We start from the raw sequence: 15559 nt of genomic DNA, 5'->3' as shown, positions 1-15559 counted from the left end.
GGCGTTCCGCTCAGTCGAGGTAGCCGCGGAGCTGGTCCGCGAAGGCGTGGTCCCGCAGCTTGTCGAGCGTCTTGGACTCGATCTGGCGGATGCGTTCGCGTGTCACGCCGAAGATCCTGCCGATCTCCTCGAGCGTGCGGGGCCGCCCGTCGTCCAGTCCGTAGCGGAGCTGTACGACCTTCCTCTCGCGCTCCCCGAGCGTGGAGAGCACCGCTTCCAGGTGTTCGCGCAGCAGGAGGAAGGCCGCGGACTCCACGGGCGAGGCGGCGTCGCCGTCCTCGATGAGGTCACCGAAGGCGACGTCGTCCTCCTCGCCTACGGGGGCGTGCAGGGACACGGGTTCCTGGGCGAGACGCAGGACCTCGCCGACGCGCTCGGGCGTCAGGTCGAGCTGGGCCGCGACCTCTTCGGGGGTGGGCTCGTAGCCCCGCTCCTGGAGCAGGCGGCGCTGGACGCGTACGACCCGGTTGATCAGCTCGACGACGTGGACCGGGACTCTTATGGTCCTGGCCTGGTCGGCCAGTGCCCGGGACATCGCCTGGCGGATCCACCAGGTCGCGTACGTGGAGAACTTGTAGCCCCGTGCGTAGTCGAATTTCTCGACCGCCCTGATCAGTCCGAGGTTCCCTTCCTGGACCAGGTCGAGCATGGTCAGGCCGCGGCCCACGTAGCGCTTGGCCACGGAGACGACGAGGCGGAGGTTGGCCTCGATGAGCCGGCGTTTCGCCATCCGCCCCATGACCACGAGCCGGTCCAGGTCCACGGCGAGCCGGGAGTCGGGGTCGGGGGTGCCGGCGAGCCGCTCCTCGGCGAAGAGCCCCGCCTCGACGCGGCGGGCGAGGTCCACCTCCTCGGCGGCGCTGAGCAGCGGTATCCGCCCGATCTCCCGTAAGTACTGGCGGAAGAGGTCGGACGTCGGACCGCCCGCTTCCGGACGGCTCCGGGGCTCAGGGGAGCGGGGCGGCTCCACCGGTTCCTCCAGCACCGGTTCGGGCGTGCCCGCCGTCTCCGGGTGACGGGTGACCCGGTTCTGCGCGGGAATCGCCGGGACATGCTCGGTCGGGGTGGGCACGGTCCGGGTCTGCACGGGGGCGACCTCCAGGTGATCGCTGCCGGATCGCGGGGGTGGGGGTCCGCGCCGGGCGGACCGGCCGCGCTCCGATGACTCAGGCACCGCAGCCCAGTGTGGCGTACGACACATCGCCGCCACGAGGGGCGTGCGGTGACTTTTTGCTTCCGGCGGCGTCCGGAGGGTGACGGGGTGCTCCGCCGCTCCGTTCCGGGGTCAGAGGGCGGCGGCGCCGTGGCTCCGCAGCGACTGGGCGTACTGCTGGAGGACCCAGACCTCGTTCTGCGCGGCGGCCAGGTGGTCCGGGGCGACATTGCTGCCGAGGCGGGCGAGGCTGCCCTGGACGTCGTCGATCCTGCGGTCGACGGCGCGCAGGCGGACCTTGACCAGGTGCTCGCCCGCGTACCCCTCGTCGATGGACTTGCCGTGGAAGACCTCGACCGCGAGCTCGGTGACGAGCTTGCGCACCGTGTCGTCGGGGGTCGCGTCGAGCACCTGGACCAGGTACTCGCGGGTCTCGGCGACGCCCAGCTCCGCGCCACCCGCCTCCGCGATGCACTGGCGCACCGCCGCGTACGGCGGTGCGGTGAACTCGTCGACGCCGTACGCGTCGAAGGCCGGGGACACCAGGGCGGGCTTCTGCAGAGCGAGTTTGAGCAGCTCCCGCTCCGTGCGGTGGGCCGGGCTCCGGAGGTTGAGCGCGGGGCCGGACGGGGCGGCGGGGGCCCGGACCTGCTGGTGCTGCGCGCCGGCACGGGAGGCGGCCGGCGCGGATCCTCGCTTGTCTCCGCGCCCGCCGTCCCCGCGCCCGCGGGCCCACTGGGCGAGCTGGTTGACCCGGTGGACGACGAATTCCTGGTCGAGGATGCCGACGAAGCCGGCGAGCTGGACGGCCACCTCTCGCTGCACGCTGCTCGTCTTGATCTTGGCGACGACGGGTGCGGCCTCGTCGAGGGCGGCGGCGCGGCCTGCCGGGGTCTCCAGGTCGTAGCGGCCGACGATCTGACGGAGCGCGAACTCGAAGAGCGGGGTACGGGGCTCGACCAGGTCGCGGACGGCCTCGTCGCCCTTCGCGAGGCGCAGGTCGCACGGGTCCATGTTGTCCGGGGCGATCGCGATGTAGGTCTCGGCGGCGAACTTCTGGTCGTCCTCGAAGGCGCGCAGAGCGGCCTTCTGACCGGCCGCGTCACCGTCGAAGGTGAAGATCACCCGGGCGCTGCCGTTGTCCATCAGGAGGCGTCGGAGGATCTTGATGTGGTCACCTCCGAACGCCGTCCCGCACGTGGCGATGGCGGTGGTGACACCCGCGAGGTGGCAGGCCATCACGTCGGTGTAGCCCTCGACCACGACGGCCCGGCTCGCCTTGGCGATGTCCTTCTTGGCCAGGTCGATGCCGTACAGCACCTGGGACTTCTTGTAGATCGAGGTCTCGGGGGTGTTGAGGTACTTCGGGCCGTTGTCGTCGTCGCGGAGCTTGCGGGCGCCGAAGCCGACGATCTCGCCCGAGGTGTCGCTGATCGGCCACATCAGCCTGCCGCGGAAGCGGTCGATGGGGCCCCGGCGGCCGTCCTGGGAGATTCCGGAGCTGATGAGCTCCTTGTCGCTGAAGCCCTTGCCGCGCAGGAAACGGGTGAGGTGGTCCCAGCCGGCGGGGCTGTAGCCGACGCCGAAGTGGGCCGCCGCGTCCTGGTCGAAGCCGCGCTCGGCGAGGAACTTCCGGCCGATCTCCGCTTCCGGGCCGTTCAGCTGCTCGCGGTAGAAGTCGGCTGCGATCTTGTGTGCCTCGACCAGCCGGATGCGCTCGCCGCGCTGGTGGGAGGGGTTGTAGCCCCCCTCCTCGTAGCGCAGGGTGATGCCCGCCTTGGCGGCCAGGCGCTCGACCGTCTCGGAGAAGGTGAGGTGATCGATCTTCATCACGAAGGCGATCGTGTCGCCGCCCTCCTGGCAGCCGAAGCAGTGGAACAGGCCCTTGCCCGGGCTCACCTGGAAGGAGGGGGACTTCTCGTCGTGGAAGGGGCACAGACCCTTGAGGTTTCCGCCGCCCGCGTTGCGCAGCTGAAGGTACTCGGACACGACGGCGTCGATCGGGACCGCGTCCCGGACCGCCTTCACGTCGTCGTCATTGATCCTGCCTGCCACGCGTGAAGTCTACGGGTGGGGCCGGGCGTCCGGGACCGGCCGGACGCGGGGGCGCCGCCCCGGGCACCGGACGGTCCCGGACGCCCGGCCCCACCGGTCAGAGCAGGGATCCCAGCGGCACCGAGGGGTCTCCCAGGGCGTCCGCGTCGACCGGCCGGGCGGCCCTGATCAGCGCCTGGATGTCTTCGGTGACGTCCCACACATTGACGTTCATCCCGGCGAGGACCCGGCCGTCCTTCAGCCAGAAGGCGATGAACTCGCGCTTGCCGGCATCGCCCCTGATGACGACCTGGTCGTACGAACCGGGCGGCGCCCAGCCGGAGTACTCCAGGCCGAGGTCGTACTGGTCGGAGAAGAAGTACGGCACGCGGTCGTACGTCACGTCCTGGCCGAGCATGGCCTTCGCCGCGGCGGGTCCGCTGTTCAGGGCGTTCGCCCAGTGCTCCACGCGCAGCCGGCCGCCGAAGAGCGGATGGTCGACGGAAGCGATGTCCCCGGCGGCGTAGATGTGCGGGTCGGAGGTGCGCAGGGAGGCGTCGACGGCCACACCGCCGCCCTGGGTCCGGTCCGCCATGTCGAGCCCTGCGGCCTCCGCGAGCGAGGTGCGCGGGGCCGCGCCGATCGCGGCGAGCACGTCGTGGGCGGGGTGCTCCTCGCCGTCGTCGGTACGGGCGGCGAGGACCAGGCCGTCCTGTCCGGTGATCTCGGTGAGGCGGGCACCGAAGTGGAAGCGGACGCCGTGGTCGGCGTGCAGCTCGGTGAAGATCTGGCCGACCTCGGGGCCGACGACGTGGTGGAGCGGGGTCGCCGAGGGGGCGACGACGGTGACCTCGGCACCGTACTCGCGTGCGGCGGCGGCGATCTCCAGGCCGATCCAGCCGGCGCCGGCGATCACCAGGTGTCCGTTGTCGCGGCCGAGGGCGGCCAGGACGCCCCGAAGCCGCTCGGAGTGGGCGAGACGGCGCAGATGGTGGACGCCGACCAGTTCGGTGCCCGGGATGTCGAGGCGGCGGGGCTCGGCGCCCGTGGCGAGGAGCAGCTTGTCGTAGTGGACGACCGTGTTGTCACCGAGCTGCACGGACCGGCCGGCCCGGTCGATGGAGGTGACCACCTGGCCGAGGTGCAGCTCGATGTCGGCGCCCGCGTACCAGGCGGTCTCGTGGACGAAGACCGAGTCCCGTTCGTCCTTGCCCAGCAGATAGCCCTTGGACAGGGGAGGCCGCTCGTACGGATGGTCGCGCTCGTCGCCGATGAGGATCACCCGGCCGCTGAAGCCCTCCGCCCGCAGTGTCTCGGCCGCCTTCGCTCCGGCGAGTCCTCCGCCGATGATGACGAACGTCCGATGTGCGTCGACCACTTGGTGCCTCCTCGGTACTTAGCTGCGCGGCGCCGTCACCCTGCGAGCGTCCCGCACGCAGGGTGACGGCGAAAGAGGGTGTATCCCGTTCAGGTCACAGCCGCAGGCGTGTGACCCTCAAGGTCCAGTCTGCCCAACACCGGTGAGTGTTCCGTGAAGGGACCGCGCCGAGGCGTCGGTCAATGCGGCGATCTGGTCGACGAGGACCCTCTTGCGCCCCCGGTCGTCGGGGGCCGCCTCGTGAAGGGCGCGGAACTGCGGCTCCAGTCCTTCGGGCGCGCGTGCGGTGAGGGCGGCGGCGAGTTCGGCGATGACGATGCGCTGCCCGGCGCGGATGGTCTCCTGTTCGGCACGCTGCATGACGTAACGGTCCGCGACGGCCTTGAGTACGGCGCACTCGTTGCGCACCTCGCGCGGGACGATGAGCTCGGCGCCGTATCTGCCGAGCCGTCCGGGACCGTAGGCGGTGTGCGTCGCGGACTCGGCTGCCAGGCAGAACCTGCCGATGAGCTGGCTCGTCGCGTCCTTCAGCCGGGCCTGGGCGACCGCGGTCCCGTCGTAGCCGTGCGGCCACCACTCCTGGGCGGTGAGCCGGTCGAGGGCGTCGGCGAGCTCCTGGGGGTCGGTGTCCGCCGGGACGTACCGGCCGATGGCCACGGCCCAGATCTCCGCCCGCTCCGGACCGGCAAAGAGACAGCCGGGGTCGATGTGTCCGGCGTGCAGCCCGTCCTCGAAGTCGTGCACCGAGTAGGCGACGTCGTCGGACCAGTCCATGACCTGGGCCTCGAAGCACTTGCCGTCCTGCGGCGCGCCCTTGCGGACCCACTCGAAGACCGGCATGTCGTCCTCGTACACACCGAACTTCGGTGAGCCGGGGTCGGTGGGGTGCGCGCCCCGGGGCCAGGGGTACTTCGTGGCGGCGTCCAGGGCGGCCCGGGTCAGATTGAGCCCCACGCTGACGAGCTCACCGCTGCGGGGGTCACGGACGAAGCGCTTGGGTTCGAGACGGGTCAGCAGCCGCAGCGACTGGGCGTTGCCCTCGAAGCCGCCGCAGTCCGACGCGAAGTCGTTGAGCGCCTGTTCGCCGTTGTGTCCGAAGGGCGGGTGTCCCATGTCGTGCGAGAGGCAGGCCGCCTCCACCAGGTCGGGGTCGCAGCCCAGCGCGGCACCGAGCTCCCGGCCGACCTGGGCGCACTCCAGGGAGTGGGTGAGGCGCGTGCGGGGGCTGGCGTCCCAGGCCCGGCCGCGGGTGCCCGGTGTGACGACCTGGGTCTTGCCCGCGAGCCTGCGCAGGGCGGCGGAGTGGAGCACGCGGGCACGGTCACGCTGGAACGCGGTGCGGCCCGGCCGTTTGTCGGGCTCGGTGTCCCAGCGCTCGGCGTCGGCCGCGCCGTACGGCGTGTCCCTGGGGTCGTGCGTACCGTCCATGTACCCGAGATTAGACCGGCGGGCCGACAGTACGGGTCAGGCGGGGGCCAGGAGCTGCGGGTACGCCGGGGCGCCGAGGGCGGGTGCCGTGCCGGCCAGGGCCTCGTCGTAGCGGTGCAGCAGGAGGCGTGCCATCGCCGGGTGCGCTCCGAGCGGTCCGGCGGTGACGCCCGGCGCGGCGGCCGCGGCGAGGGTCGCGAAACGGCCGGGGGCCGTGAAGTAGGAGGCGAGGGCCACCCGGTGGCGGCCACGGGCGGCGAGTGCGCGCAGGGCGGCCGGCACGTCGGGTGTGGCCGCCGAGGCGTACGCGGGTACGACGGGGACTCCGCCGAGGCGGTCGCTGAGCAGGGCGGCGGTGCGGCGCGCGTCGACGTCGGAGTCGGGGTCGCGTGACCCGGCGGCGGCCAGCACGACGGCGGCGTCGCGCCTCGTGCCGTCCTCGTCACGCCAGCCCGCTTCGATGAGGCGTTCGTACAGGGCCTCGACGAGCAGCGGGTGCGGTCCGAGCGGGGCCGCCACCCGGGTCCCGAGGTGGCTCGCGGCCGCGGCGGCGCGGGGCAGGTCGTGCCGGACGTGGTGGCCCCGGCCGAGCAGCAGGGGCACGAGCACGGCGTCCTCCCCCTGTCCTATGCCGCCCAGTGTGTCCGGCAGCAGCGGCTCGTTCAGCTCGATGTGGGCCGGTCGTACGTCGAGGCCGGGCCGCAGCTCCCGTACCCGGTCCAGGAGCTCCAGGACCGTGGGCAGGGCCTGCGGGTCCCGGCTTCCGTGCGCGACGGCCACCAGGGTGGGTGCTGCTCTGCGGATGCGCTGCATGGGCCTGCGGGTTCCGTTCGGGGCGACGAGGCTGAGCTGGTTTCCGAGCTGGGAGGTGATGCGGGTCAGGAGTTGCGCCGTGCTGTCGAGGGGCAGGGGCTCACGCGGGTGTTGCGGTGCCTTCTCCGTCATCGACCGATGGTGCCGGTCGGACGTTGCCGGGCCGTTTCGCACCGGTGACGGGTCTTTGCCTCTGCCTCACGGGGCCCGTCTCCATGGTGTCAGTACCTGTTCACACGGGACGCGAACCTTTCGCCCCCGTCGTTCGTCCCTGATGTGAGGAGTTCGTTACGAGCGCGGGGGGCGCGGGATGCGGCTGGGGACACCGGAGGGGCTGCGCCGTGTGCTGCCGAGGGCCCGGAGGCGGGTGGCCGCCGCGCGGCCGCGGCTGCCGCGGACCCGCCGGGGGCAGCGGTGGCTGGTGCAGACGCTGATGGTCGTCTGTGCGGTGGCGCTGGTCCCCTCGGCCTGGCTGCACACCACGGCCGACGCCCGGGTGCGGACGACGGCCGACGCCCCGGCGCAGCGGGTCGCGGTGGTGTTCGGCGCGGGGCTGCGGGACGGCCGGCCGTCGCGGTATCTCGCGCACCGGCTGGACACGGCAGCCGAGCTGTACAGGTCCGGCAAGGTCCGGGTCGTGCTGGTCACCGGGGACAACAGCCGCGAGGAGTACGACGAACCGGATGCCATGCGCACGTATCTCGCCGGGCGCGGGGTGCCGGACGGGCGGATCGTCAGCGACTACGCGGGCTTCGACACCTATGACTCCTGCGTCCGGGCGAAGAAAATATTCGGCGTCGACCGGGCCGTCCTGGTGAGCCAGGGCTTCCACATACGGCGGGCGATCGCCCTGTGCCGCTCCGCCGGGGTGGACGCCTACGGGGTGGGGGCCGACGACGTACACGATGCCACCTGGTACTACGGCGGTGCGCGGGAGGTGTTCGCGGCGGGCAAGGCGCTCCTGGACGTGGTGTTCGAGCCGGATCCGCACTTCCTGGGACCGCGGGAGCCGGGGGTGACGGAGGCGCTGGCGGCTGACCTCACGGCGGCGGGCGGCGCGGGCTGAGGTGCGCGTACCGGGGGCGTAACCGGACGCACCGGTCCTCGTAATACCGGCCTCGCACGCTGGGCGTATGCCCCGCACCGAGACGTCCACCCACTGCCCGTACTGCGCGCTCCAGTGCGGGATGAAGCTGCGCCCCGTCACCGACGGCGGGGTGGTCGAGGTCGTGGAGCGTACGGATTTCCCCGTCAACCGGGGCGCCCTGTGCGGCAAGGGGCGCACGGCTCCCGCCGTGCTCGCCGCCGGTGTGCGCCTGACGGAGCCGCTCGTACGCGACGCGGGCGGTGAGCTGGCCCCGGCGAGCTGGGACGAGGCGCTGCGGCGGATCGTGGACGGGCTGGGAGGCACACGGGCGGAGCACGGCGCGGACGCCGTGGGTGTGTTCGGCGGGGGCGGGCTCACCAACGAGAAGGCTTACGCCCTCGGGAAGTTCGCCCGGGTGGTGCTCGGCACCTCGCAGATCGACTACAACGGCCGGTTCTGCATGTCGTCGGCGGCCGCCGCGCACCAGCGGGCCTTCGGCCTCGACCGCGGGCTGCCGTTCCCGCTGGAGGACATCCCCCGGACCGGGTGCGTGATCCTGGTCGGCTCGAATCTCGCGGAGACGATGCCGCCCGCGCTGCGCTATCTGACCGAGCTGAAGGAGAACGGCGGCCGGCTGATCGTCATCGATCCGCGCCGGACCAGGACCGCCGAGCAGGCGGATCTCCACCTGGCGCCCCGGCCGGGCACCGACCTCGCCCTGGCGCTGGGCATGCTGCACCTGGTCGTGGCGGACGGACGGGTCGACGAGGAGTTCGTCCATGTCCGGACGAACGGCTGGGACGAGGCCAGGGCGGGCGCCATGGCGCACTGGCCGGAACTGGTGGAGCGCCTCACCGGGGTGCCCGTGCCTCATCTGCGCGAGGCCGTGGAGTTGTTCTGCGGGGCGGAGACCGGAATGGTGCTCACCGCGCGGGGGCCCGAGCAGCAGGCCAAGGGCACGGACACGGTCGGTGCGTGGATCAACTTCTGCCTGGCGACCGGCCGGGCGGGCCGTCCGCTGTCCGGCTACGGCTGCCTGACCGGCCAGGGCAACGGCCAGGGCGGGCGGGAGCACGGCCAGAAGGCCGACCAGCTGCCCGGTTACCGCAAGCTCACCGATCCGGCCGCACGCCGCCATGTGGCCGGCGTCTGGGGCGTCGACCCCGACACACTGCCGGGGCCGGGGCGCAGTGCGTACGAGCTGCTGGACGCACTGGGTCGGGACGTGCGGTCGCTGCTGGTCATGGGGTCGAATCCGGTCGTGTCGGCACCGCACGCCGGACACGTCGAGGAGCGGCTGAGGTCGCTGGACTTCCTGGCGGTCGCGGACGTGGTGCTGTCGGAGACGGCGGCGCTGGCCGATGTCGTGCTGCCGGTGACGCAGTGGGCGGAGGAGAGCGGGACGACGACCAGCCTGGAGGGCCGGGTGCTGCTGCGGCAGCGTGCGGTCATGCCGCCGGCGGGTGTACGCACCGACCTGGAGGTGCTGAACGCGCTGGCCGGTCTCCTGGGGCACGGGAAGGGCTTCCCGGCGGATCCGGAGGAGGTCTTCGACGAGCTTCGCCGGGCCTCCGCGGGCGGTCCGGCCGACTACGCGGGCATCACGTACGCCCGGATCGCGACGGAGGACGGGGTGTTCTGGCCCTGCCCGGACGAGGAGCACGCCGGGACGCCGAGGCTGTTCCTGGAACGGTTCGCGACGGACGACGGGCGGGCGAGGTTCGTTCCGGTCACGCACCGTGCCGCCGCGGAGGAGACCGACGCGGAGTACCCGGTGGTGCTGACCACCGGACGGGTCGTGTCCCAGTACCAGTCGGGGGCGCAGACCCGCCGGGTGGCCGAGCTGAACGCGGCGGCGCCGGGACCGTTCGTGGAGCTGCATCCGCGGCTCGCCGAGCGGATCGGGGTGGCCGAGGGCGAGCGCGTCGCGGTCACCTCGCGGCGTGGGCGGGCGGTGGCACCGGCCCGGATCACCGTGGGGATTCGGCAGGACACCGTGTTCATGCCGTTCCACTGGCCGGGCGAGGGCCGGGCCAACTCCCTGACGAACCCGGCGCTGGACCCTGTGTCGCGCATGCCGGAGTTCAAGGTGTGCGCGGTGCGGGTGGAGGCCGCCGGCTGAGCCAGTCGCCGCCCGGCACGGGCGTGCCGCAGGCGCGCAGGGAGCGGGTGACGGCGGTGGCTGCGAGGTAGACCCAGGCGGGGACGGGCTCACCCCTGCCGCGGCCGGGAGCACCCGGTCGCGGCAGGGGAACGGCCCTGCGGGCCACCCGCTCGTACAGATTGCGCGGGTGCTCCGGCCCCAGGTACTGCTCCAGAGCGTCCAGGAGCCCGAGCAGTTCCGCGTACTCCCCCGGCCCGGCGGTGATGAGCGCGCCGCGGACCGTGCCGTGCCCCTCGATCGCGTACGGGTAGCCCGGCCCCTCGTAGAGGAGGGTTCCCGGCAGCACCGCCGGCCGTTCCTCGCCGGTGCGGCCCCGGAGGTACCGGTCGTGGTTGGGCTCTCCGGGGAGCAGCGTGCCGTACACGAAGAAGGGCAGTCGGAGGTCGGTCACAGCGTGGCGACGGGTGCCGTCTCCGATGACACCCAGGCGAGGTAGCGGTCACTGCCGCGTACGACGGGCGTGGCGATGATCTCGGGCGTCGCGTAGTCGTGCGCCGCGAGGAGGTGGGCCTCCAGCTCGTCGTAGCGCTCGGCCGTCGTCTTGAACAGCACCTGCCACTCCTCGCCGGTCTCGACGGCGCCCTGCCAGCGGTAGACCGAGGTGCCGGGGGCCGGGATCTGGGCGCAGGCGGCGAGTCGCGCGTCCACCGCGCCCCGGGCCAGGGCGCGGGCCTTCTCCTCGCTGTCCGTCGTGGTCAGTACGATCAGCCATGCGGGCTCGGTCATCCCGGGTCTCCTCGTTCTCGTCGTCCGTGACCCGTCGATTGTCGGCCCGCGCCGTGTCAGCCGCCGTACGGGTGCCGGGTCCTGGCCTCGCGCAGGGCGCGTCCCCACCAGACCAGTTGGTCCAGCATCCTCTTGGCCGCACCGTCGGCCTGGCCGGAGTCCTCGGGCACGCCCCGGTCGTCGAAGAGGGCACCGGCGTTGTGGAAGGAGACGGTGTCGCGCACGGAGACGGCGTGCAGTTCGGCGAAGACCTGCCGCAGGTGTTCGACCGCCCGCAGGCCGCCGGAGATCCCGCCGTACGACACGAAGGCGACGGGCTTGGCCTGCCATTCGGCGAAGTGCCGGTCGATGAGGCTCTTGAGCGGGGCCGGGTAGGAGTGGTTGTACTCGGGGGTCAGCACGACGAACGCGTCGGCCCGGGCCAGTCGCGGGGCCGCCCCGGCGGCGCCTACGGCGGGCGGTTCGGTCTCCGCGACGTCGACCAGCTCGGTCTCGATGTCCGGGTGCCCGGCCGTCCTCCCGAGGAACCAGTCGGCGACGACGGGCCCGAAGCGGCCCTCGCGGTTGCTGCCGAGGATGACGGCCACCTTCAGCGGGGCGTCGGACGGAGTGGGAGCAGGTGTGTTGATGTCCATGCACCGCAGACTCACACCTCAACCAAGATTGAGGTCAAGCGTGGCATCGTCACACCTACGCTGGAGGCATGACGACATCCGTGCCGGACCTCTACGTCGAGTTCGACGGGCGCCCCGCCACCGGGGAGGACCTGCGGATTCCGGCCTTCGCCGGCTACGGCCACTTCACCGCGATGCAGGTGAGGGGCCGCCAGGTGCGGGGACTGGCCCTGCACCTGGACCGACTGGACTCCGCGAACCGGGAGCTGTTCGGACTCCCACTGGACGGGCAGCGCGTCCGCGAGCTGATCAGGCACGCTCTCGACGGCGCGGGGAGACGGGACGCCTCGGTCCGGGTGCACGCTTTCATGCCGCCGGACAGCGCGAGCACGGTCCCGATGGTGACGGTGCGGGAGCCGGCCGGCGCGGACGGTACGCCACGCAGCCTCATGTCCGTCCCGTTCGCACGGTCCGTGCCGCACATCAAACGCCCCGGCGAGTTCGGCCAGACCTACTACGGGCAGCAGGCCAGGAGGGCGGGTTTCGACGAGGCGCTCCTGACCTCGCCCGGCGGCATGGTGACCGAGGGATCGATCACGAACATCGGCTTCTGGGACGGCACTTCGGTGGTCTGGCCGGACGCCCCGGCACTGACCGGCATCACCATGACCCTGCTGGAGCGCGGACTCGCGCGGGCGGGCCGGCCCTCGGTACGGCGCGGGGTGACGCTGGACGGGCTGGGCGCGTACGGCGCGGCGTTCGTCACCAACTCCCAGGGCATCGCGCCGGTCCACCGGATCGACGACACCCCCTTCGACATCGACGAGGACCTGATGGCACTGCTCGGCCGGGTGTACGAGGAGGCCCCGCGCGAGACCCTCTGACCTTCCCGGAGTGCGGGACCATGGAGCCATGCAGATCCACATCGAGGCCTCAGAACTCCCGGGCCGCACCTGCGGTCCCGACACCGACTTCGCCGGTTTCGAGAACATCCACGTCGGGGTGCAGCGCAAGGACCGGCCGGGCGAACTTCTCGGCCTGCACCCCGGCGACGCGGAACACGCCTCCTGGACCCTGGACTGCACCGCCGCACCGACGGCGGACGGCTTCGACGTGTCGGGGCCGTACATCCAGAACCGGCTCGGCGGGTGCTTCGTCTACCTGTCCTGGGGGACCGTGGACGGCTCGGGCGCCTTCACGATGTTCCGCCGGGCCAAGCTGATGGTGAGCGACATCGGCGCCGAGGTCCTGGAGGCCGCCGCACGGACAGGGCACCTGACGGCGCGACTGCGCCTGACGGACGACGCGGGACAGCCCCGGTGCGCACGTGTACGACCGCCGGACATCTCCTGGTCCGCGACCGACGGGGGCGGCGGTTCCGCCGGGGCTTGAGGCAGCGGGGAACCGACACCGCCCTCACCGGTCCCGGGGGGGGATGGGCCGGTAAGGGCGGTTGCCGTGGGGCCGGCGGGGGGCATGCCGTCCCGTGGGGGGTGAATGTCGTTTGCCCGTGCGGTGCGACGCCATTCTTGTGACGTGCGTCACATGGGCGGAGTGTGTGGCTCACCCGATCGTCCCTGCCCGGGCCAGGCAGTCTCCATCACTGCCGCGACCTGCGCCGGACCGGGCGCACGGAGGCGCTGCGCGGGTCCGTACGGGTGAAAGCGGACCGGCTGCCGGCATGCGGGCCGAGGACGTGGCCTGTTACCTCGGAGGCAGGACACGACCGCCTGCCCGGAGGATTCCCATGTTCAGCCCTGCCCGCCTCGTGACCGGTACCGCCGCCGCGGCCCTCACCGCCGCCGCGCTCGGCCTCGCAGCCCCGTCCGCGTACGCCCACCCGGACAGCCTCGGCAGACCGGGGTCCACCGCCGCGACGGCGGCAGCCGGCACGGCGAACTGCGGGCCCGAGGGCGCGGCGGGCGTCGGCGCGGCGGTCCCGTGCGACGGCGGCGAGACGGCCACCGACGTTCCGGGAGCGGTCGAGGACCTGGGGCCGGCCGACGGCCTGGGGGCCGAGGACCTGGAGCCGGCCGACGGTACGGACCCGCTGGAAGGCCTGGGGACGGGCGAGGACCCGGCAGCGGTTTCGGGGCCTTCGTCGCCGGAGACGGGGACGGGGCCGGATACGGGTACGGGTACGGAGGAGGACGCCGCGGGGTCCGGTGACGAGTCCGAGACGCTTCTGCGGCCCGGAGCCGGTACGGGGACGGCTCCCGGGGCCGAACCGGGAACGCACCCAGCCCCCGGGACCGCGAAGCCGCCCGCACACCCGGAGCACAGGCCCACGGCCTCGCCCGCTCCCAGCCGCCCCTCCGGGCACGTCGGGACCGGTGTCGGCGGCAGCGCCGCACCCGACACGGCCCAGCTCGCCGCCGGCGCCGGTCTGGTCGCGGCGGCAGCCGTCGGCGGCGCCCTGCTCCTGCGTCGCCGCCGCAACTCGGGCGGCTCGTACCGCGTCCACCGCTGAGGGCGGCCGGCGGAGGACGGGACGTGGACAGGACACCGCTGAAGGCACGGGCCTGGCTGGTGGGCATCGCCGCGCTGTGCGGCATATGGCTGGTCCACAACGGCGCGGCCGTCCGGACCGTCGCCCCCCAGCCGTCCACCGCCGAGGCCTTCGCCGCGGGCTCCGAGCCCCGGCCGGTCACCAGGGTCGCCGAGTCCCTGCGCCCTTCCGAACCCCTCAGGATCCGCATCCCGGGCATCGGGGTGGACGCACCGCTGACGGGTCTCGGGCTGGGCGCGGACGGCAGCCTGGAAGCACCGTCCGCCGAGGACCGCAATCTGGCCGGCTGGTTCGAGGACGGCACCCCGCCCGGCACGAGGGGCACCGCGGTGGTCGCCGGACATGTCGACAACGCGGAGGGGCCGTCCGTGTTCTACGCCCTCGGGTCCCTCAGGAAGGGGGCCGGGATCGAGATCGACCGCGCCGACGGCCGCACCGCCGTCTTCGCGGTCGACGCGGTGGAGGTGTACGAGAACGACGCGTTCCCGGACAAGCGGGTCTACGGCGCCACCCCGCACGCCTCGCTCCGGCTGATCACGTGCGGCGGCGGTTTCAGCCGCGAGACGGGCTACCAGGGAAACGTGGTGGCGTACGCCCACCTGACCGCGGTGCGCTGAGGGCCGGACCGCCCGACGGCCTGCGCCGTGTCACACCGGTCGGCCCCGGTGGCACCGTCGGGCTCGGGGGCGGCCCCGGCGACAGCGTCGGCGCCGGCGCCGGCGTCCCGCCGGTCAGGCCGTCCACTGGTCGAAGCCGAGCTTGGCGACCAGCGAGAACACCACGACCAGCAGGACCCCGCGGACGAAGTCGCTGCCCTTCCTGAGAGCCATCCGCGCCCCGAGCATCGCGCCCGCCAGATTGAAAACGGCCATCAGCGCGGCCAGTTGCCACAGCACGGTGCCCTGGTAGGCGAACATCGCCAGCGCTCCGGCGTTGGTGCAGACGTTCACGATCTTGGCCGTGGCGGACGCGGTGACCAGGTCGAGGTGGAGCACAGCCGTCAGCGCCAGCACCAGGAAGGTGCCGGTGCCGGGCCCGAACAGCCCGTCGTAGAAACCGATACCGCCGCCGACCAGCACGATCGCGGTGACCGTACGGGCCCTGGTGACCCTCTTGCCCGTGCCGTCCCCGGCCGCCGCCGTACCGAAGGACGGCCTCAGCATCACGAAGGCCGCGACGGCGAGCAGCACCACCATGATCACCGGGCGCAGCACGTCACTGCTGATGCCCGCGGCGAAGAAGGCGCCGGTCATCGACCCCGCGAGCGCCATGAGCCCGATCCGTACGGCGGTCCCCACCTGTACGGGCGCCTTGCGTACGTACGTCACGGCAGCGCCCGAGGTGCCCACGATGGCGACGGCCTTGTTGGTGCCGAGGATGTGAGCGGCCGGGACGTGCGGGAGGCCCAGCAGCAGGGCGGGCAGCAGGAGGAGCCCGCCGCCGCCCACCACCGCGTCGATCCAGCCGGCCGCCGCGGCGGCCAGACAGAGGATGACCAGGGTGGTGAGGGTGATCTCAGGCATGCTCGCGACTAAAGCAGATGGTGGGTACACCGTCCAAACGGCGGTGTACCCGCCCTCACAGAGGGCGCCGTGACGCGCTGAGCGCAAGGTTCCTCCGGGGAAACAGGAGGGATGCGGTCGGGTAACACCC

15 protein-coding genes are annotated in these 15559 nt (G+C 72.7%); 6 read left to right on the top strand and 9 right to left on the bottom strand.

All coding sequences use genetic code 11. From position 1 onward, the window contains the following. Positions 1-10 precede the first annotated feature (10 nt). The 5 genes from ABZ441_RS11810 to ABZ441_RS11790 all read right to left on the bottom strand — a co-directional run bounded on the left by ABZ441_RS11810 (position 11) and on the right by ABZ441_RS11790 (position 6938). Entirely contained in the window at positions 11-1087 is a 1077-nt protein-coding gene (locus ABZ441_RS11810; protein WP_358971321.1) for an RNA polymerase sigma factor, read from the bottom strand. A 198-nt stretch (positions 1088-1285) separates the two neighbouring features. Continuing rightward, positions 1286-3208, bottom strand: coding sequence for a DNA primase (dnaG, locus tag ABZ441_RS11805; protein ID WP_358971319.1), 1923 nt, complete (start codon positions 3206-3208; stop codon positions 1286-1288). A 97-nt stretch (positions 3209-3305) separates the two neighbouring features. Beyond that, positions 3306-4565: an FAD-dependent oxidoreductase gene (locus tag ABZ441_RS11800; RefSeq protein ID WP_358971316.1), complete on the bottom strand. Its 1260-nt coding sequence runs from the start codon at positions 4563-4565 to the stop codon at positions 3306-3308. Positions 4566-4682: 117 nt separating this feature from the next. Next, positions 4683-5993, bottom strand: a complete 1311-nt coding sequence (locus ABZ441_RS11795; protein WP_358971313.1) for a deoxyguanosinetriphosphate triphosphohydrolase — start codon at positions 5991-5993, stop codon at positions 4683-4685. Positions 5994-6029: 36 nt separating this feature from the next. Then, the gene (locus ABZ441_RS11790; protein ID WP_358971311.1) at positions 6030-6938 is read right to left on the bottom strand and encodes a sirohydrochlorin chelatase; all 909 of its coding nucleotides are present in this window, start codon (positions 6936-6938) and stop codon (positions 6030-6032) included. Positions 6939-7116: 178 nt separating this feature from the next. Between ABZ441_RS11790 and ABZ441_RS11785 the strand changes: the two genes are divergently transcribed. Next, complete coding sequence (locus tag ABZ441_RS11785; RefSeq protein WP_358971308.1) at positions 7117-7872, top strand: ElyC/SanA/YdcF family protein; 756 nt, start codon at positions 7117-7119, stop codon at positions 7870-7872. 67 nt (positions 7873-7939) lie between these two features. Next, on the top strand, positions 7940-10015 hold the full coding sequence (locus ABZ441_RS11780) for a molybdopterin oxidoreductase family protein (protein ID WP_358971306.1): 2076 nt from the start codon (positions 7940-7942) through the stop codon (positions 10013-10015). On the opposite strand, the gene ABZ441_RS11775 is transcribed toward ABZ441_RS11780, so the two are convergent. The 3 genes from ABZ441_RS11775 to ABZ441_RS11765 are packed head-to-tail and all read right to left on the bottom strand — an operon-like array spanning position 9978 to position 11418. Further along, positions 9978-10448, bottom strand: coding sequence for a gamma-glutamylcyclotransferase family protein (locus ABZ441_RS11775; RefSeq protein ID WP_358971303.1), 471 nt, complete (start codon positions 10446-10448; stop codon positions 9978-9980). The genes ABZ441_RS11780 and ABZ441_RS11775 overlap by 38 nt on opposite strands. Continuing rightward, a complete protein-coding gene (cutA, locus tag ABZ441_RS11770) occupies positions 10445-10783 on the bottom strand; it encodes a divalent-cation tolerance protein CutA (RefSeq protein ID WP_358971300.1) in 339 nt (112 codons plus the stop codon). Before cutA ends, ABZ441_RS11775 begins: the two co-directional genes overlap by 4 nt. A gap of 56 nt (positions 10784-10839) precedes the next feature. Then, positions 10840-11418 carry an NAD(P)H-dependent oxidoreductase gene (locus tag ABZ441_RS11765; protein ID WP_358971298.1) on the bottom strand — a complete coding sequence of 193 codons (579 nt, stop codon included), beginning with the start codon at positions 11416-11418 and terminating at the stop codon, positions 10840-10842. A gap of 68 nt (positions 11419-11486) precedes the next feature. Here ABZ441_RS11765 and ABZ441_RS11760 point away from each other — a divergent pair, with 68 nt between their 5' ends. The 4 genes from ABZ441_RS11760 (at position 11487) to ABZ441_RS11745 (ending at position 14523) form a co-directional block, all read left to right on the top strand. Beyond that, on the top strand, positions 11487-12281 hold the full coding sequence (locus tag ABZ441_RS11760) for an aminotransferase class IV family protein (protein WP_358971295.1): 795 nt from the start codon (positions 11487-11489) through the stop codon (positions 12279-12281). A gap of 28 nt (positions 12282-12309) precedes the next feature. Continuing rightward, entirely contained in the window at positions 12310-12789 is a 480-nt protein-coding gene (locus tag ABZ441_RS11755; RefSeq protein WP_358971292.1) for a DUF5990 family protein, read from the top strand. A gap of 355 nt (positions 12790-13144) precedes the next feature. After that, entirely contained in the window at positions 13145-13867 is a 723-nt protein-coding gene (locus ABZ441_RS11750) for a hypothetical protein (protein WP_358971289.1), read from the top strand. A gap of 23 nt (positions 13868-13890) precedes the next feature. After that, entirely contained in the window at positions 13891-14523 is a 633-nt protein-coding gene (locus ABZ441_RS11745; RefSeq protein ID WP_358971287.1) for a class F sortase, read from the top strand. 114 nt (positions 14524-14637) lie between these two features. On the opposite strand, the gene ABZ441_RS11740 is transcribed toward ABZ441_RS11745, so the two are convergent. After that, positions 14638-15429 carry a TSUP family transporter gene (locus tag ABZ441_RS11740; protein WP_358971284.1) on the bottom strand — a complete coding sequence of 264 codons (792 nt, stop codon included), beginning with the start codon at positions 15427-15429 and terminating at the stop codon, positions 14638-14640. Positions 15430-15559: the final 130 nt, after the last annotated feature.

The organism is Streptomyces sp. NPDC005752, from assembly GCF_040630715.1.
In the GTDB taxonomy this organism is placed as follows: domain Bacteria; phylum Actinomycetota; class Actinomycetes; order Streptomycetales; family Streptomycetaceae; genus Streptomyces.
The sequence above is the reverse complement of the archived record's forward strand: the minus strand, read 5'-3'. Positions and strand labels throughout refer to the sequence as shown.

Coding starts and splice junctions, on each gene's coding strand:
- ABZ441_RS11795 (WP_358971313.1), bottom strand. CDS start 5,993: ATGGACGGTACGCACGACCCCAGGGACACGCCGTACGGCGCGGCCGAC.
- ABZ441_RS11790 (WP_358971311.1), bottom strand. CDS start 6,938: ATGACGGAGAAGGCACCGCAACACCCGCGTGAGCCCCTGCCCCTCGAC.
- ABZ441_RS11785 (WP_358971308.1), top strand. CDS start 7,117: ATGCGGCTGGGGACACCGGAGGGGCTGCGCCGTGTGCTGCCGAGGGCC.
- ABZ441_RS11780 (WP_358971306.1), top strand. CDS start 7,940: ATGCCCCGCACCGAGACGTCCACCCACTGCCCGTACTGCGCGCTCCAG.
- cutA (WP_358971300.1), bottom strand. CDS start 10,783: ATGACCGAGCCCGCATGGCTGATCGTACTGACCACGACGGACAGCGAG.
- ABZ441_RS11765 (WP_358971298.1), bottom strand. CDS start 11,418: ATGGACATCAACACACCTGCTCCCACTCCGTCCGACGCCCCGCTGAAG.
- ABZ441_RS11760 (WP_358971295.1), top strand. CDS start 11,487: ATGACGACATCCGTGCCGGACCTCTACGTCGAGTTCGACGGGCGCCCC.
- ABZ441_RS11755 (WP_358971292.1), top strand. CDS start 12,310: ATGCAGATCCACATCGAGGCCTCAGAACTCCCGGGCCGCACCTGCGGT.
- ABZ441_RS11750 (WP_358971289.1), top strand. CDS start 13,145: ATGTTCAGCCCTGCCCGCCTCGTGACCGGTACCGCCGCCGCGGCCCTC.
- ABZ441_RS11740 (WP_358971284.1), bottom strand. CDS start 15,429: ATGCCTGAGATCACCCTCACCACCCTGGTCATCCTCTGTCTGGCCGCC.